Raw genomic sequence first — 15560 nt, forward strand, 5'->3', positions numbered from 1 at the left:
AAAATGCCCGGCAAGCCGGGCACCTTTTTTTCGCGTACTTACAAGTTGTAACCGCGCTCGTTGTGTTGCGCCAGGTCGAGGCCCACGGCCTCTTCTTCCTCGGTAACCCGCAGGCCCATGACCGCATCCAGCACCTTGAGGATGATGAAGGTCACGATAGCCGTGTAGATCACGGTGAAGCCCACGCCTTTGCACTGGATCCAGACTTGCGCCGCGATGTCAGTGGTCGCCGCGTTGAAGCCGCCCATGGAAGGCGCAGCGAACACGCCGGTCAGGATCGCGCCGAGGATACCGCCGATACCATGCACGCCGAAGGCGTCCAGCGAGTCGTCGTAGCCCAGTTTGCGTTTCAGGGTAGTGGCGCAGAAGAAGCACACCACGCCCGCCGCCAAACCGATCACCAGGGCGCCCATTGGGCCCACGGTGCCGGCAGCCGGGGTGATGGCAACCAGACCCGCCACCACACCCGAGGCGATGCCCAGTGCGCTTGGCTTACCGTGGGTGACCCACTCAGCGAACATCCAACCCAGCGCCGCAGCAGCGGTAGCGATCTGGGTGACCAGCATGGCCATACCGGCAGTGCCGTTGGCCGCAGCAGCGGAACCGGCGTTGAAGCCGAACCAGCCGACCCACAGCATGGCCGCACCCACCAGGGTGTAACCCAGGTTGTGAGGCGCCATTGGGGTGGTCGGGAAGCCTTTGCGCTTACCAAGCACCAGGCACGCCACCAGGCCAGCCACACCGGCGTTAATGTGCACCACGGTGCCGCCTGCGAAGTCCAGCACGCCCCAGTCGCCCAACAACGAACCCGGACCGCCCCACACCATGTGGGCAATCGGTGCGTAGACCAGGGTGAACCAGACGCCCATGAAGATCAGCATCGCGGAGAACTTCATACGCTCGGCGAAAGCACCGACGATCAGCGCAGGAGTAATGATGGCGAACGTCATCTGGAAGGTGACGAACACCGCCTCAGGGAACAGCGCCGCAGGGCCGGTGATGCTCGCCGGGGTCACACCCGACAGGAACAGTTTGGACAGGCCGCCCACGAACGAGTTGAGGTTGACGACGCCTGCTTCCATACCGGTGGTGTCGAACGCCATGCTGTAGCCGTAAACGAACCACAAGATGGTGATCAGGCCGGTGATGGCGAAGCACTGCATCATCACGGAAAGAATGTTTTTGGAGCGAACCATGCCGCCGTAGAACAGCGCCAGGCCCGGAATGGTCATGAACAGCACCAGCGCGGTGGATGTGAGCATCCACGCCGTGTCGCCGGAATTGAGGACTGGAGCAGGGGCTGGGTCCGCCGCCAATGCCAAGGCCGGCATTACGAGGGACAACAGGGCTCCTAGCCCTGCGAATTTACGCAGAGTCATATTGTTTTCTCCTGGGGCGTTGGGGTTTGGCGGCTTAGATTGCGTCGGTATCGGTTTCGCCGGTACGGATGCGAATAGCCTGTTCCAGATTGACCACGAAGATCTTGCCGTCACCGATCTTGCCGGTGTTGGCCGCCTTGGTTATCGCCTCGATAACCCGGTCAAGATCCTTGTCGTCAATGGCGACATCAATCTTCACCTTTGGCAGGAAATCGACCACGTATTCCGCGCCGCGATACAGCTCGGTGTGACCCTTCTGCCGCCCGAAGCCTTTGACCTCAGTAACGGTAATGCCCTGCACGCCGATCTCGGACAGTGACTCGCGTACATCGTCCAACTTGAACGGCTTGATGATGGCAGTGACTAGCTTCATGAAAACTCTCTCCCGAATTGGTGGACTTGCCCCAGGAAAACAAACCCGTCTCAAGTCTAAGCGCAGTGCCTGGCTTTGTAACGCGTCGTCACAAGGCAGTTGCCATTGCGACGCCAGCGAACCACTGGTGACGAAACCTGTACCCCTGATCCGTCGGCGCACTGCATTCGTCACAGCGACTGCATCAGTGCATGGGTCATGATCGTCTAAGCAGAAACCTTGCCAGCTCCGTAAAAACCACTGAAATCAGTCCTTTGCCCACTTATGCCCACCTGCGGGGCGTATTGGCGGCTGCAATGCGCACAAAAACAGTGCATCGCCGCCCGAGCCTCTGCGCGAAAAGCGTGCGCCCGCGGCCGTGAAAGGACTATAGACGCTGCGTGATACACTGCCCGCCAACAGTTTTCCGGAATATTTCCCATGCTCGCGCCCAAAGACCTCCTCGACGCCCTGAGCGGCCACGCCTCTCGCCTGTTCAGCGGCGACACCCCGCTGCCCCGCAACGAAATCGAAAGCCAGTTCAAGGCGCTGCTGCAAAGCGGCTTCAGCAAACTCGACCTGGTAAGCCGGGAAGAGTTTGACAGCCAAATGGTGGTGCTGGCCCGCACGCGTGCGCGGTTGGAGAGCCTGGAGGCTAAAGTGGCGGAGTTGGAAGCCAAGTTGATGCCGCCGTCTGCTGAATAAACGCGGTCAGTGTGGGAGCTGGCTTGCCTGCGAAAGTATCGCCTCAGTCTGCCTGATACACCGAGGCGTCTGCATCGCAGGCAAGCCAGCCCCCACGTAAAGCTCTGCGAACGACTCCGGATACGTTCTGTAAAACCTCCCCCACTTCGCTCTTCCCCGCCTCGTCTACCCTTGAAAAACCCGCAGGAAGCGGCCTCTCTTTCAAGGAACGAGCATGTCCCTCGCCATCGTCCACAGCCGCGCCCAAATTGGCGTCGAAGCCCCTGCCGTCACCGTCGAAGTGCATATGGCCAATGGTCTGCCGTCCCTGACATTGGTGGGCCTGCCGGAAACCGCCGTCAAGGAAAGCAAAGACCGCGTGCGCAGCGCCATTCTCAACTCGGCGCTGCAATATCCAGCCCGGCGCATCACCCTCAACCTCGCGCCCGCCGACCTGCCCAAGGACGGCGGGCGGTTTGATTTGGCGATTGCCCTCGGGATTCTGGCAGCCAGTGTGCAGGTGCCGGCATTGATGCTCGATGACGTGGAATGCCTGGGCGAGTTGGCACTGTCCGGCGAGGTGCGAGCAGTGAAAGGGGTGTTACCGGCAGCGCTGGCGGCGCGCAAGGCCGGACGCACCGTGATAGTGCCTCGGGCGAATGCCGAGGAGGCGTGCTTGGCGTCGGGGTTAAAGGTGATTGCGGTGGATCACTTGCTACAGGTGGTGGCGCACTTGAATGGGCATGTGCCGATTGAGCCTTACAAGTCCGATGGCCTGCTGTACTTGAATAAACCCTATCCAGACCTTAGCGAAGTACAAGGGCAGTTGGCGGCTAAGCGCGCGCTGCTGATTGCGGCAGCAGGCGCGCATAACCTGCTGTTTAGCGGGCCACCTGGCACCGGCAAAACCTTGCTCGCCAGCCGCTTGCCCGGTTTGCTGCCGCCGTTGAGTGAACAGGAAGCCTTGGAAGTGGCGGCGATTCAGTCGGTGGTCAGCCTCGCGCCGCTGAGCCATTGGCCGCACCGCCCGTTTCGCCAGCCGCACCATTCGGCGTCGGGGCCGGCACTGGTGGGCGGCGGGTCAAAACCGCAACCGGGGGAAATCACCCTCGCCCATCATGGTGTGTTGTTTCTGGATGAGTTGCCGGAGTTCGATCGCAAGGTCCTGGAAGTGCTGCGCGAACCGCTTGAGTCGGGGCATATCGTGATTTCCCGTGCGCGCGACCGGGTGAGTTTCCCGGCACGCTTTCAACTGGTGGCCGCCATGAACCCCTGCCCTTGCGGCTATTTGGGCGAACCCAGTGGACGCTGTCGGTGTACGCCGGAGCAGATCCAGCGCTATCGCAATAAACTCTCAGGGCCGTTGCTGGACCGGATCGACTTGCACCTGACCGTCGCCCGGGAAACCACGGCACTTAACCCGGCCCAACAGCCTGGCGATAACACGGCGAAGGCCTCGGCTGAGGTTGCCGAAGCCCGCGAGCGCCAACTAAAGCGCCAGGGCTGCGCCAATGCCTTCCTTGATCTGCCCGGGCTACGCAAACATTGCCAACTGGCGAAAGCCGATGAAAGCTGGCTGGAAAGCGCCTGCGAGCGGCTGACGTTGTCGTTGCGAGCGGCTCACCGTTTGCTCAAGGTGGCGCGCACGCTGGCCGACCTTGAGCGGGTTGAGCACATCACTCGGCATCATTTGGCCGAGGCATTGCAGTACCGGCCTGCAGCGGTGGGCTAGCTTGAAAATCCAAAATCTGCGGCACGTCGGCTGTCGTGGCGAGCAGGATTGTTTTGGCAAGCCCGCTCGCCACAACAAGCCCGCTCGCCACAGAAGAATGCGGTGGCCGCTAAAAGTGGTGCGGAGGCCTAGGCGCGCAAATCCAGCAACAGCCTCGCCACCTCCATCACCTCATCCAACACCGACTCCGCCGACTCGGTGGAGGGATTCAACATCAGGTCATCGGCATAACCCATCGCCATCGCGAAGATCTGCCGGGCAGCGCGCTGGGGCGAATCACACCGGAACACGCCAGCGGCGACGCCCTGTTCGATCACCTCGGCGAGCATGCCCTGCCATTGGGCGTTGATCACCAAATACGCCTGGGCCATTTGCGGGTCGTGCATCGCCTCGTCCCAGGCGTCCAGCCACAGTGCCCAGCCGGCATCGGCGGTACACGGCAGGCAGTCGCGCAAGAAACCCACCAGCGCCTCAAGCGGCGGCAAGCCCACCAGCGGCGCGCGCACTTCATCCAGTTGCTCATTGGCAAAACGCACAAAGGCTTCGCGGCGCAATTCGTTCCAGTCGCTGAAGTAGTGGTAGACGTGGCTGCGCGACAGGCCGGCATGTTCGGCCAAGTCGCGGGTGGACACATCGGCAAACCCCTTGCTGCGAAACAGTTCCAGGGCAGCGGCGATGATCTGGTCTTTACGGTCGATACGCGACATGGGCAATTCCTTCAGGCGCCGGTAGATAAACGGCGCTTGCTTTTTGAGCGATCGCTCAAGGATACTTGAGCAGTCGCTCAATAATAGCGTCTATCACTCCTTTGGTGCACCCCATGTCATCCGCCACCCCGAAAATTCTGATCGAAGAAAGCAAGAAAATCGGCCAACAGTCCGCCAGCCAGACGTTGAAAGCCATCGCTCGGGCTTATCCCGGCAAGCTGTTCTGCACCTTGTCGCTGGTTGCACTGGAGAATGCGCTGCTGCTGGCGTACCCGCTGTTTGCCGGGTTCGCGGTGGATTCAATTATCCGTGGCGATGCCGGCAGCGCGTTGTTCTACGCCGCCGTAGTCTTGGCGTTCTGGGTCGTCGGGGCGGCGCGTCGGGCGTTGGACACGCGCACGTTCACGCGGATCTATGCCGACCTCGCGGTGCCGGTGATCCTCAATCAGCGCCTGCAAAACCACAGCACCTCACGGGCTGCGGCGCGGGTGGTGTTGGCACGGGACTTTGTCGACTTCTTCGAAAAACACGTGCCGATCATCGCCACGGCGTTGGTGTCGATCGTCGGCGCGGCGGTGATGTTGTTGGTGATCGAACCGTGGATCGGCCTGGCATGCCTGACCGCGTTGCTGTTGTGCACCACCTTGCTGCCACGCTTTGCACGGCGCAATCAGGAGCTGCATGAACGCTTGAACGACCGCCTGGAGAAGGAAATCGGCCTGGTGGAAAAGGTCGGCGCACAGACCTTGCAGCGCCACTATCAAGTACTGTCGCGCCTGCGCATCTGGCTGTCTGACCGCGAAGCCGCCGCGTTCCTGTTTATCGGTACGCTGGCAGCCCTGCTGTTTGTGGTCGCGATCAGTCAGTTGGCGCTGTCGCCGGCAGTCAAGGCCGGCCACGTGTACGCCGTGATGACTTACCTGTGGACCTTCGTCAGCAGCCTGGACGAGGCGCCAGGCATGGTCGATCAACTGGCGCGCCTCAAGGATATCGGCAAGCGCGTGGACCCAGGCCTGGGCGAGCGCTAGGTATCGGTCACCGCCCCATTATCCAGCGCCTTGGCCACTCGCAGGCCTTGGCGATTTCTACTGGAGGGGCACCCATCATTAGGCCCCTTCCTTGGCCGTCACCACCGCCTCGGAAACCGGCGCAACCTGCCCGCTGCGACGTGGCAAGCGGCCATTGAGCAGCGCGTACGCGGCCAATCCGATCAGCAATCCCCAAAACGCTCCACCGATCCCCAGTAGGGTGATATTTGCGGCGCACGCCAGGAAGGTGATCAGCGAGGCTTCACGGGATGTGACGTCAGCCATAGCGTTGGCCAGGCTGGCGCCGATGGTGCCAAGCAGGGCCAACCCGGCCAGTGTGGTAATGAACGCCGCCGGGAGCGCCATGAATACGGCGGCCAGCGTCACCCCGAAAACCCCGACGAGTATGTAGAACACACCTGCGGCAACCCCCGCGACCCAACGCTTGTGCGGATCCTGCGAAGCTTCCTTGCCAGTGCAAATGGCGGCGGTGATCGCTGCGACGTTGAACGCGTGAGAGCCGAACGGTGCCATTAACAACGAGCCCAGCCCGGTAACCGTCAGGATCGGGTTGGCGCTGGTCTTGAAACCATCGTTGCGCAATACCAGCATGCCCGGCATGTACTGGCCCGTGAGGGTGATCAGAAACAGCGGGAGCGCCACACTGAGCAGCGCATTGAGCGAGAACTGCGGCGCGGTGAATACCGGCGCGGCCAACTGCAAGGACAGGCTCGACAGATCCACGCGCCCCTGCAGCAGCAGAAATGCCAACCCCAGCACCAAAATGCCAACGACGGCGTAGCGGGCGGTAAACCGCTTGAGTACCCCATAAGCGGCAATCAACAACCCGACCAAGACAGGGTCCAGGCTCATGCCACCAAACGCGCCGATGCCAAACTGCAGCAGAATGCCCGCCAGCATGGCCGCAGCAATGCCCGGCGGAACCAGCCGAATGACTTTTTCAAAGAAGCCGGACAGCCCCAGTAGTACAAACGCAGCGGCTGAAATCATGTAAGCGCCGACCGCCTCGGCGTAGGGCGTGGTAGAGAGCGCGACCACCAGAAACGCTGCGGCGGGGGTCGACCACGCGGTGATAATCGGTTCACGGCTCAGCCAACTGAGAAACAGCCCGGTCACGCCAACGCCAATTGAAATCGACCAAACCCACGAGGCTGTCAGTTCGGGACTGAGCCCGGCCACCTTGGCAGCCTGAAACACCAGAATAAACGTGCCGCCATAATTGACGATGACTGAAATCAGCCCCGCAATCACGGGCGGGAAAAGGTCGCGCAGGCGTAGCGACGACGGCGATACCAGAGAAGACATGGGTGTGTTGCTCCTTGCAATAAGAGGGATTGAGCCTCGCCTGATGGGTCAGTTATCGGGGGAAAGCCTGAGACACAGGTGCAAGCCTACGGCTAGACTGGCCTGCTGTTGCAGACCAATTCATCCAAATGGGGCAGACCGCATGGCGAAAACCTTCGAGCTGGAAACGCTGCAGATGCGGCTCAACGAGGAAGAGTTTCAGCTTCTGGATCTGCACCAACGCATTCAGCGCGCACTGCGTGCGCTTATCCTCGACGGGGCGCTTGCGCCCGGCCTGAAGCTGCCCGCGACGCGGGTACTGGCCAAGTCATTAGGCATTGCCCGCGATACGGTGGAGAACGCCTACGTGCAGTTGCAACGCGATGGTTTCATCGTACGGCGCGAGGGCTCCGGCAGTTATGTGTGCGAGGCCGTAGGCGCCCAATTGCGCGGCGCCTCCCGCCGACGCATCAAGGCGCAGGAAGTCAAAAGCAGCCAGGCGATAAGCGGCGCCGGCTTGAGCCAGCGGGGGCGAATGATCCTCGACAGCGGTGGCGTGTGCGACCAACAGGTAATCAAAGCATTCGCCACTGGCCTGCCCGAAACCCGCTCCTTCCCGACCGACGTTTGGGAGCGCCTGCAACGCCAGGTGATGAAAGACTGTCGCAGTAGCGTGCTGTTGCACGGTGACCCGCAAGGGGCCGAGCCGTTACGCAACGCCATCGCCACCTACTTGAACCTCGAACGTGGGGCCAAGTGCTCCCCCAATCAGGTGGTGGTGCTGAGCAGCACTCGCCAGGCCCTGTTTCTGTGTGCGCAGTTGCTAGTGGACGTCGGCAAACCGATCCTGCTGGAGAATCCGGGTTACTTTGGCGCCAGGAAAGCCTTTGAAACCGCCGAGACCAAGGTAGTGCCCATCGATGTCGATGGTCAGGGCATACGCACCGACCTGCTGCACGCCGACCGCAGCGGCGCCAATTGCGTGTATGTCACGCCCTCTCATCAATACCCGACCGGCGCCACGTTAACGCTGGAGCGACGTTTTGAATTGATCAACTGGGCCGCGGAAAAAGGCAAATGGATCATCGAGGATGACTACGACAGCGAGTTTCACTACGACGGCAAACCCACTGCCTGCGTGCAGGGCCTGGACAAGTATCAGCGCACGCTTTACATCGGCACCTTCAGCAAGACCCTCTACCCCGGCTTGCGCATGGGCTACATGGTGCTGCCCCATGAACTGACCAAAGCCTTCACCTACGCCCGCAGCATGATGGACGGCCACACGCCGCAAATCCTGCAACTGACACTGGCGCGCTTTATGGAGGACGGTCACTACAACGCCCATGTACGCGCGATGCGCAAACTCTATGCCGGGCGCCAAGCCATCATGCTCGACGCCATCGGCAAGCACCTGGGCGATGTCGTCACGGCATCTCGGCCCCAGGGAGGCCTGCAAATCCCCTGCGTGTTGCATGAAGGTTGGTCGGAAGAAACAACCATCCGCCAGGCCGCCAGCGCAGGCGTGCAACTGCCCGGTCTCAGCCGACTGTATGCCGGTGACGAAAAGAAACAGGGCTGGCTATTGGGCTACTCGTCCTTGACCGCACATGAAATCGAAACCGCCATGCTGCGCCTGGCGAACGCGCTCAAAACCCGCTAGCCCAGCGCCCACAGGGGCTGCTCAGTAGCGGGCGCTTTTGTGTCGCCTTCAGCGAAACCGGTCTACTTCATGCCGCAAACCTGCCGCCAAGGTCTCCAGCTCCTTAGCGGTAATCGCCAGGTTCGACACCACTTCACGCTGCTCGCTGTTGGCCAGCGCAATGCTCTGCAAGTTGCTGCTCAGCAAGGTCGCGGTGCTGCTCTGCTCTTGGGTAGCGGTGGTGATCGCCGCAAATTGCTGACCCGCCGAGCGGCTTTGCTCGTCGATCCGCGCCAGGGCCGAAGCCACGTCGGCGTTGAGCGACAGGCCTTCCTGCATCAACACGTTGCCGTGTTCCATGGTGCTGATGGCGTTGCCGGTTTCCTGCTGGATGCTTTGGATCATCCCGGAAATTTCATCGGTGGCCTGGCGGGTGCGCGAGGCCAGGTTGCGCACTTCGTCGGCGACCACGGCAAAACCGCGGCCTTGTTCACCGGCGCGGGCGGCTTCGATAGCCGCGTTGAGCGCCAACAGGTTGGTCTGTTCGGCAATCGAGGTGATCACACCCACGATCCCGCCGATTTCCTGGGAGCGCTGGCCCAAGGTATTGATCACCGTGGCCGTGCTGTTCAGCGCGGTGGCGATATGTTCCAGCGACGACGAGGCCTCTTGCATCGAGGTCCGGCCGATGCGGGTTTGCTGCGCGTTTTCCTGGGCCAACCGCTCGGTGTTGCCCATGTTGTCGGCGATGTTCAGCGAGGTGGCGCTAAATTCTTCCACCGCGCCGGCCATGCTGGTGATCTCGCCGGACTGCTGCTCCATGCCTTCATAGGCGCCACCCGACAAACCGGACAACGCCTGGGCACGGCCGTTGACCTCTTCGGCGGCCTTGCGGATATGCGAGACCATGGTCGACAGCGCTTCACCCATCTGGTTGAAGCTGCGCGCCAATTGGCCGATTTCATCATGGCTGGACACATTGAGACGCGCGCTCAAATCACCCGCGCCGAGGGCTTCGGCTTGGCGTACCAAGTCACTCAGCGGCTGCAATTTGCTGCGCAGCAACCACACCGCCGCGCCTACCGCCAGCAACATCGCCAGCACGCTGCCGATCACCAGGCGAATACCCACCGCCCAGGTCACTGCGCGGATTTCGGACTTCGGCATGCTCGCCACCACCGCCCACGGGCCGCCGTCGAACGGTACCGAGACACTGTAGAAATCTTCGTTCTTGTCGCTCCAGAAGCTGCCTTTGCCTGGGTTCTTGGCCAGGTCGAGCATCACCGGGATCGCCTGGTCCAGCGCCTGCACGCCGGCCGGTGGCACCAGCCAGTGTTTCTGTTCGTCCAACAAGGCCAGGGAGCCGGTCTGGCCGATACGGAAGCGCTTGAGGTTATCGAACTGGGCCTTCTGCGCGTCGGTGTAGTCGAAACCGACAAACAGCACCGCAATCACCTTGCCGGCAGCATCGCGCACAGGGGTGTACTGGGTCATGTAGGAGCGGTCGAACAGCACAGCACGGCCGACATAACTCTGCCCGGCGAGCAGCCGTTGATAAGCCGGATGCTGGTGGTCCAGGGCCGTACCGATGGCGCGACTGCCGTCTTGTTTGGTCAGGGATGTGCTGACGCGAATGAAGTCTTCGCCGCTGCGCACGAATACGGTGGCCACACCGCCGGAGGTGTCCTTGAATTCATCGACCTCATCGAAATTGTTGTTCAACAGGTCGAGGCCCAAGAACAGGCTCGGTGTCTGTACGCCAGCCACCGTGACCTGCTGCTCCCCACGCACACTCAAACCGGCGCCGAAGCGCTTTTCAAACAGCCCGCTCAAACGCTGGGTACTTTCGCGCAAGGTGCTGTGGAAGGTATTGAGTTGGTCAGCAAGCAAGCGCGCCTCGCTGGCCAGGTGCTCCTCGCGCGTGTCGAGGTTGGCAGAGTCGAGGGAACGCAGGGCGAAAACCGTACTGCCGCTGATAACGACAGCCAGAATCACGGCGAGTGCGAGGCCTAACTGGGAGGCAATCCGAGCACGAGGTTGAGACATGACAGCTCCTGGCCGAGGCCAGGATCATCCTGATCTCTTAGCGCTGCTCGGCAAATTATCGGGTGGGAAACGTTGGCACGGTGCGTTCCAACACACCTTCTTCGGCGGGCGCGGGCAATACTTGAGCGATTCACAGGGGTATCGCGCAAACGATTGCACAAAGGTGTGTAGCGCCTCAGTCGAGGCGCTCGACCTGGGGCAATTCCATGGCCTTGACCTCACCCTGGAGAAACTCCGCCAACCGCCGTAAGCGTTCACCGCCGGGACGGGTTTTAGGCCACACCAAATAGTAATTTTCCCCACTCGCCACCGCTGTCGGCCACGGCAGGCTCAATCGCCCCTGGGCCACGTCTTCGGCCACCATCAGCAGGTCGCCCATAGAGACGCCGTACCCGCGCGCGGCAGCGATCATGCCCAATTCGAGGGTGTCGAACACTTGCCCGCCCTTGAGCGACACCTGGGACGACAGCCCCATGCGCTCGAGCCAATTGCGCCAGTCGCGGCGGTCGGGCGTTGGGTGCAGCAGCTCAGCGGACGCCAGGCGTGTGACATCCCAGGGCCCGTCTTCCAGCAGGTTCGGTGCGCCCACCGGGATCAGCAGCTCGGGGAACAGGTAGCTGGCCTCCCAGTCCGCCGGAAAATGCCCGTAGCTGAGCAATACCGCGCAATCGAACGGCTCCTGGTTGAAGTCCACTTCATCCACGCTCATCCACGCACTGGTCAGTTGCACCTCATTGCCCGGCTGCAACGCCCGGAAGCGGCTGAGGCGCGCCAGCAACCAGCGCATGGTCAGGGTCGATGGCGCTTTCATGCGCAGGATGTCGTCTTCGGCATTCAGGGTATGACAGGCCCGCTCCAAGGCGGCGAAGCCCTCACGCACGCCGGGCAGCAGCAGGCGCGCCGCTTCGGTGAGCTGCAGGTTGCGGCCGCTACGCTGGAACAGGCGGCAGGCGAAATGCTCTTCGAGCGTGCGGATATGCCGGCTGACGGCACTTTGCGTGATCGACAGTTCCTGCGCCGCCCGGGTGAAGGAGTTGTGCCGTGAGGCTGCCTCGAATGCGCGCAGGGCATAAAGCGGGGGGAGACGACGTGGCATAAATGAACCTGCGACAGGGCAATACCGAACCCTACCATGAGTTTTAATCATGTAAACGATCGCTTTTATCCTTTTGTGTAATGCGTCAGGAGCGCCGAGAATCAACCCTTTCCCAACCCTTCGACTTTTTGAGCGTGATGATCATGCAGCCTCCGGTGCGTACTGAACTCTGGGCCATTCTGCGGCTGTCAGGGCCGTTGATTGCCTCACAGTTGGCGCACATGCTGATGGTGCTGACCGACACCCTGATGATGGCCCGCCTGAGCCCCGAAGCCTTGGCCGGTGGCGGCCTGGGCGCGGCGAGCTATTCGTTCGTGGCGATTTTCTGCATCGGCGTGATTGCCGCCGTCGGCACCCTCGTGGCCATCCGCCACGGCGCGGGCGACATCGAAGGCGCCACTCGCCTGACCCAGGCCGGGCTTTGGCTCGCCTGGCTGATGGCCTTGGTGGCCGGCTTGCTGCTGTGGAACCTCAAGCCGGTGCTGCTGATGTTTGGCCAAACCGAAACCAACGTGCACGCGGCGGGGCAATTCCTGACCATCCTGCCGTTCGCCCTGCCCGGCTACCTGAGCTTCATGGCGTTGCGCGGTTTTACCAGTGCCATCGGCAAGGCCACGCCGGTGATGGTGATCAGCCTGTGCGGCACGGTGCTCAACTACTTCCTCAACCATGCGCTGATCGAGGGCATGTTCGGCCTGCCGAAACTCGGTTTGATGGGCATCGGCCTGGTCACGGCCATTGTCGCCAACGGCATGGCCCTGGCGCTGATGTGGTACATCCGCAGTAACCGGGCGTATGCGGCCTACCCACTGAGTTCGGGCCTGCTGCGCCTCAACACCCAGTATCTGCGCGAGCTGTGGCGCCTGGGCCTGCCGATTGGCGGCACCTACGCGGTGGAAGTCGGCTTGTTTGCCTTCGCCGCGCTGTGCATGGGCACCATGGGCAGTACGCAATTGGCGGCGCATCAGATTGCCCTGCAGATTGTTTCGGTGGCGTTCATGGTGCCGGCGGGGATGTCGTACGCGATCACCATGCGCATCGGCCAGCATTACGGCGCCGGGCAGTTGCTGCAGGCGCGCATGGCGGGGCGGGTTGGTATCGGCTTTGGCGCGGTGGTGATGTTGGGATTTGCGGCAGTGTTGTGGCTGTTTTCCGATGCGCTTATCGGGTTATTTCTCGACCATAACGACCCGGCGTTCCATGACGTTATCGTCCTGGCCGTCAGCTTGCTGGCCGTAGCCGCGTGGTTTGAGTTGTTCGACGGTGTGCAGACCATCGCCATGGGCTGCATCCGTGGGCTGAAAGATGCCAAGACCACCTTTCTGGTGGGCTTGGGCTGCTATTGGCTGATCGGCGCGCCGGCCGCGTGGTTGATGGCGTTCACCCTCGGCTGGGGGCCGACCGGCGTGTGGTGGGGCTTGGCGCTAGGCCTGGCGTGTGCGGCAGTCAGCCTGACGTGGGCGTTTGAGGCGAAGATGAAGCGGATGATTCGCCGGGAGCCGGAAATACAGCCTGTATTCCAAGCCATGCAACCTGACTAATAGGATGTACTCGGTCAATGTGGGAGCTGGCTTGCCTGCGATGGCAGGCACCTCGGTGTGTCAGGCATAACCAGGTGATGCCATCGCAGGCAAGCCAGCTCCCACAGTGTTGATTGGGTTCGCAACCTAACCCAGCAGCGCCTGCTGGCTCTTGCCGAACGTCAAATATTCCACCAACTCCGGCAACGGCAACGGCTTGCTGATCAAGTAACCCTGGGCCTGGTCGCAGCCGAACAACCGCAACAGCGCCAGCTGCTCAGGGGTTTCCACGCCTTCGGCCACCACTTCCAGGTTGAGGTTGTGGGCCAGGTTGATCATGGCGTGCACCAGCTTGCGGTTTTCTTCGCGCTCTTCCATACCGCCGACAAAGCTCTTGTCGATCTTCAGCAAGGCAATGGGCAGGCTGTTGAGGTGCACAAACGACGAAAACCCGGTGCCGAAGTCATCCAGGGAAAACCGCACACCCAAGCGGCCGAGGGCGTCCATGGTCTGTTTGACCAAGTCACTGCGGCGCATCACGGCGGTTTCGGTCAGTTCAAACTCCAGCCACTGCGCCTCCACACCGCGCTCGGCAATCAGCCGGCTGAGGGTTGAGAGCAATTGGCTGTCCTGGAACTGGCGAAACGACAGGTTGACCGCCATGTGCAGCGGCGGCAGGCCGCGTTCGCGCAGGTTTTGCATGTCGCGCAGGGCTCGGGAGATTACCCAGTAACCCAACGGTACGATCAGGCCACTCTGTTCGGCCAACGGCACAAATTCGCTGGGCGGCAACAACCCACGCTCACCGTGGCGCCAGCGCACCAAGGCTTCCAGGCCGACGATATGCCCATCGTCCAGGTCCAGGCGCGGTTGGTAATGCAGTTCCAACTCGTCACGGCGCAACGCACGGCGCAATTCACTTTCCAGGTCGGCCAGGCTGCGCGCGTTGCGGTTGATGCGTTCGTTGAAGATATGAAACGTGCAGCCTTGGGTGCTTTTGGCTTGCTGCATGGCGATGTGCGCGTGCCACATCAACGGGTCGGCGCCGGCGCGCGCGCGGGCATGCGCCACACCCAGGCTGCAGCCGATCAGCAGGCTTTCGCCGTCGACCCAATAGGGTTCGGCCATGGCTTCGGTGATGCGTTCAGCCATCCATTCAGCACGCTGGGGCGCGCGGCGGGTATCAATCAGCAGGGCGAATTCGTCGCTGCCCAGGCGCGCCAGTTGGTCGCCAGCTTCGAGCTGGCTCTTGAGGCGCGAGACCACTTGCAGGATAAGCCGGTCACCGGCCTGGTGGCCTAATGCGTCGTTGGCATGCCGGAAATTGTCGAGGTCGAGATGGCCGAGGGCCAGGCCACGGCCTTCGTTTTCAGCCAGCCGCGCCGCCAGCAAGGTCTGGAACCCCTGGCGATTGGCGATACCGGTGAGCGGGTCCTGTTCGGCCAGGCGCTGCAAGGTGGCCTCCAGCACGCCACGCTCGCGGACATGGCGCAGGCAGCGGCGCAATATATCGGCATCCAATGCATTGAGGATCAACCAATCGCTCACGCCCACGGGCGAAACCAGCGGTTCCTGTTCCAACAGCAACACACACGGCAAGTTGCAACGGCCGGGGCCGGGTTGCAGATTGGGCGTGGTCAGTAGCACAGCAGTGTGGTCGTCATCGAACAGACGGCTCACCGAGTCCCAGTTGGGCGCGCTGATCAGCACAGCCCCATCGCCCATCGGCACCAGGCACTCGCGCAACAACGCTGCCCACGCTGGCTCATCGGCCAGTAGCAGCAAACGCAAGGGTTCGACAGGCGTAGACAAGCTAGCTCCCTAGACTCTGCAAAATTTCGTTGGCGGCCGGCATTATGACGCGCGGCCTGATAATCACCAATGATAAGGGTTATCAAATACGCTGGCTGTAAGGATTAGCCTCAAAAAGCCCCCTACATCCTGCGGCAAAGTATCAAAACCGGCAAATTTAGATCGAGTGGTACGTCACACTGTCGTTCTGTGAGAGCAGAATCCTGCGAGCCTGTTAAAATGCCCGCCCTTTTGAACAACGACTCCTAAAATTCTGT

General features: G+C 61.6%; 12 protein-coding genes. 5 read left to right on the top strand and 7 right to left on the bottom strand.

The window, feature by feature from the left end; translation table 11 throughout:
- Nucleotides 1-38 precede the first annotated feature (38 nt).
- On the bottom strand, nucleotides 39-1379 hold the full coding sequence (locus K0P33_RS31245; protein WP_094948734.1) for an ammonium transporter: 1341 nt from the start codon (nucleotides 1377-1379) through the stop codon (nucleotides 39-41).
- Between the two features lie 34 nt (nucleotides 1380-1413).
- Nucleotides 1414-1752, bottom strand: coding sequence for a P-II family nitrogen regulator (glnK, locus tag K0P33_RS31250; RefSeq protein ID WP_002555808.1), 339 nt, complete (start codon nucleotides 1750-1752; stop codon nucleotides 1414-1416).
- Nucleotides 1753-2172: 420 nt separating this feature from the next.
- On the opposite strand from glnK, the gene K0P33_RS31255 reads away from it, so the two are divergent.
- The gene (locus K0P33_RS31255) at nucleotides 2173-2436 is read left to right on the top strand and encodes an accessory factor UbiK family protein (RefSeq protein WP_242153461.1); all 264 of its coding nucleotides are present in this window, start codon (nucleotides 2173-2175) and stop codon (nucleotides 2434-2436) included.
- Nucleotides 2437-2650: 214 nt separating this feature from the next.
- On the top strand, nucleotides 2651-4147 hold the full coding sequence (locus K0P33_RS31260; protein WP_094948732.1) for a YifB family Mg chelatase-like AAA ATPase: 1497 nt from the start codon (nucleotides 2651-2653) through the stop codon (nucleotides 4145-4147).
- A 128-nt stretch (nucleotides 4148-4275) separates the two neighbouring features.
- On the opposite strand, the gene K0P33_RS31265 is transcribed toward K0P33_RS31260, so the two are convergent.
- Nucleotides 4276-4854 (bottom strand): TetR family transcriptional regulator C-terminal domain-containing protein, encoded by a 579-nt coding sequence (locus K0P33_RS31265; protein WP_094948731.1) that lies wholly within the window; start codon nucleotides 4852-4854, stop codon nucleotides 4276-4278.
- Nucleotides 4855-4967: 113 nt separating this feature from the next.
- On the opposite strand from K0P33_RS31265, the gene K0P33_RS31270 reads away from it, so the two are divergent.
- The gene (locus K0P33_RS31270) at nucleotides 4968-5882 is read left to right on the top strand and encodes an ABC transporter six-transmembrane domain-containing protein (protein ID WP_094948730.1); all 915 of its coding nucleotides are present in this window, start codon (nucleotides 4968-4970) and stop codon (nucleotides 5880-5882) included.
- A 78-nt stretch (nucleotides 5883-5960) separates the two neighbouring features.
- Here the strand turns inward: K0P33_RS31270 and K0P33_RS31275 are convergent, their stop codons facing one another.
- The gene (locus K0P33_RS31275) at nucleotides 5961-7208 is read right to left on the bottom strand and encodes a benzoate/H(+) symporter BenE family transporter (protein WP_242153464.1); all 1248 of its coding nucleotides are present in this window, start codon (nucleotides 7206-7208) and stop codon (nucleotides 5961-5963) included.
- A gap of 142 nt (nucleotides 7209-7350) precedes the next feature.
- Between K0P33_RS31275 and K0P33_RS31280 the strand changes: the two genes are divergently transcribed.
- The gene (locus tag K0P33_RS31280) at nucleotides 7351-8850 is read left to right on the top strand and encodes a PLP-dependent aminotransferase family protein (protein WP_242153466.1); all 1500 of its coding nucleotides are present in this window, start codon (nucleotides 7351-7353) and stop codon (nucleotides 8848-8850) included.
- 48 nt (nucleotides 8851-8898) lie between these two features.
- Here K0P33_RS31280 and K0P33_RS31285 read toward each other — a convergent pair whose 3' ends face one another.
- Nucleotides 8899-10875, bottom strand: a complete 1977-nt coding sequence (locus tag K0P33_RS31285; protein WP_094948727.1) for a methyl-accepting chemotaxis protein — start codon at nucleotides 10873-10875, stop codon at nucleotides 8899-8901.
- A gap of 175 nt (nucleotides 10876-11050) precedes the next feature.
- Nucleotides 11051-11971 (bottom strand): LysR substrate-binding domain-containing protein, encoded by a 921-nt coding sequence (locus tag K0P33_RS31290; RefSeq protein WP_094948726.1) that lies wholly within the window; start codon nucleotides 11969-11971, stop codon nucleotides 11051-11053.
- A gap of 137 nt (nucleotides 11972-12108) precedes the next feature.
- Between K0P33_RS31290 and K0P33_RS31295 the strand changes: the two genes are divergently transcribed.
- Nucleotides 12109-13512, top strand: a complete 1404-nt coding sequence (locus K0P33_RS31295) for a NorM family multidrug efflux MATE transporter (protein ID WP_094948725.1) — start codon at nucleotides 12109-12111, stop codon at nucleotides 13510-13512.
- A 126-nt stretch (nucleotides 13513-13638) separates the two neighbouring features.
- On the opposite strand, the gene K0P33_RS31300 is transcribed toward K0P33_RS31295, so the two are convergent.
- Nucleotides 13639-15303: a bifunctional diguanylate cyclase/phosphodiesterase gene (locus tag K0P33_RS31300; RefSeq protein WP_094948724.1), complete on the bottom strand. Its 1665-nt coding sequence runs from the start codon at nucleotides 15301-15303 to the stop codon at nucleotides 13639-13641.
- Between the last annotated feature and the right edge of the window lie 257 nt (nucleotides 15304-15560).

Source organism: Pseudomonas sp. ArH3a (assembly GCF_022648765.1).
Lineage (GTDB): Bacteria > Pseudomonadota > Gammaproteobacteria > Pseudomonadales > Pseudomonadaceae > Aquipseudomonas.

Coding starts and splice junctions, on each gene's coding strand:
- K0P33_RS31245 (WP_094948734.1), bottom strand. CDS start 1,379: ATGACTCTGCGTAAATTCGCAGGGCTAGGAGCCCTGTTGTCCCTCGTA.
- glnK (WP_002555808.1), bottom strand. CDS start 1,752: ATGAAGCTAGTCACTGCCATCATCAAGCCGTTCAAGTTGGACGATGTA.
- K0P33_RS31255 (WP_242153461.1), top strand. CDS start 2,173: ATGCTCGCGCCCAAAGACCTCCTCGACGCCCTGAGCGGCCACGCCTCT.
- K0P33_RS31260 (WP_094948732.1), top strand. CDS start 2,651: ATGTCCCTCGCCATCGTCCACAGCCGCGCCCAAATTGGCGTCGAAGCC.
- K0P33_RS31265 (WP_094948731.1), bottom strand. CDS start 4,854: ATGTCGCGTATCGACCGTAAAGACCAGATCATCGCCGCTGCCCTGGAA.
- K0P33_RS31270 (WP_094948730.1), top strand. CDS start 4,968: ATGTCATCCGCCACCCCGAAAATTCTGATCGAAGAAAGCAAGAAAATC.
- K0P33_RS31275 (WP_242153464.1), bottom strand. CDS start 7,208: ATGTCTTCTCTGGTATCGCCGTCGTCGCTACGCCTGCGCGACCTTTTC.
- K0P33_RS31280 (WP_242153466.1), top strand. CDS start 7,351: ATGGCGAAAACCTTCGAGCTGGAAACGCTGCAGATGCGGCTCAACGAG.
- K0P33_RS31285 (WP_094948727.1), bottom strand. CDS start 10,875: ATGTCTCAACCTCGTGCTCGGATTGCCTCCCAGTTAGGCCTCGCACTC.
- K0P33_RS31290 (WP_094948726.1), bottom strand. CDS start 11,971: ATGCCACGTCGTCTCCCCCCGCTTTATGCCCTGCGCGCATTCGAGGCA.
- K0P33_RS31295 (WP_094948725.1), top strand. CDS start 12,109: ATGATCATGCAGCCTCCGGTGCGTACTGAACTCTGGGCCATTCTGCGG.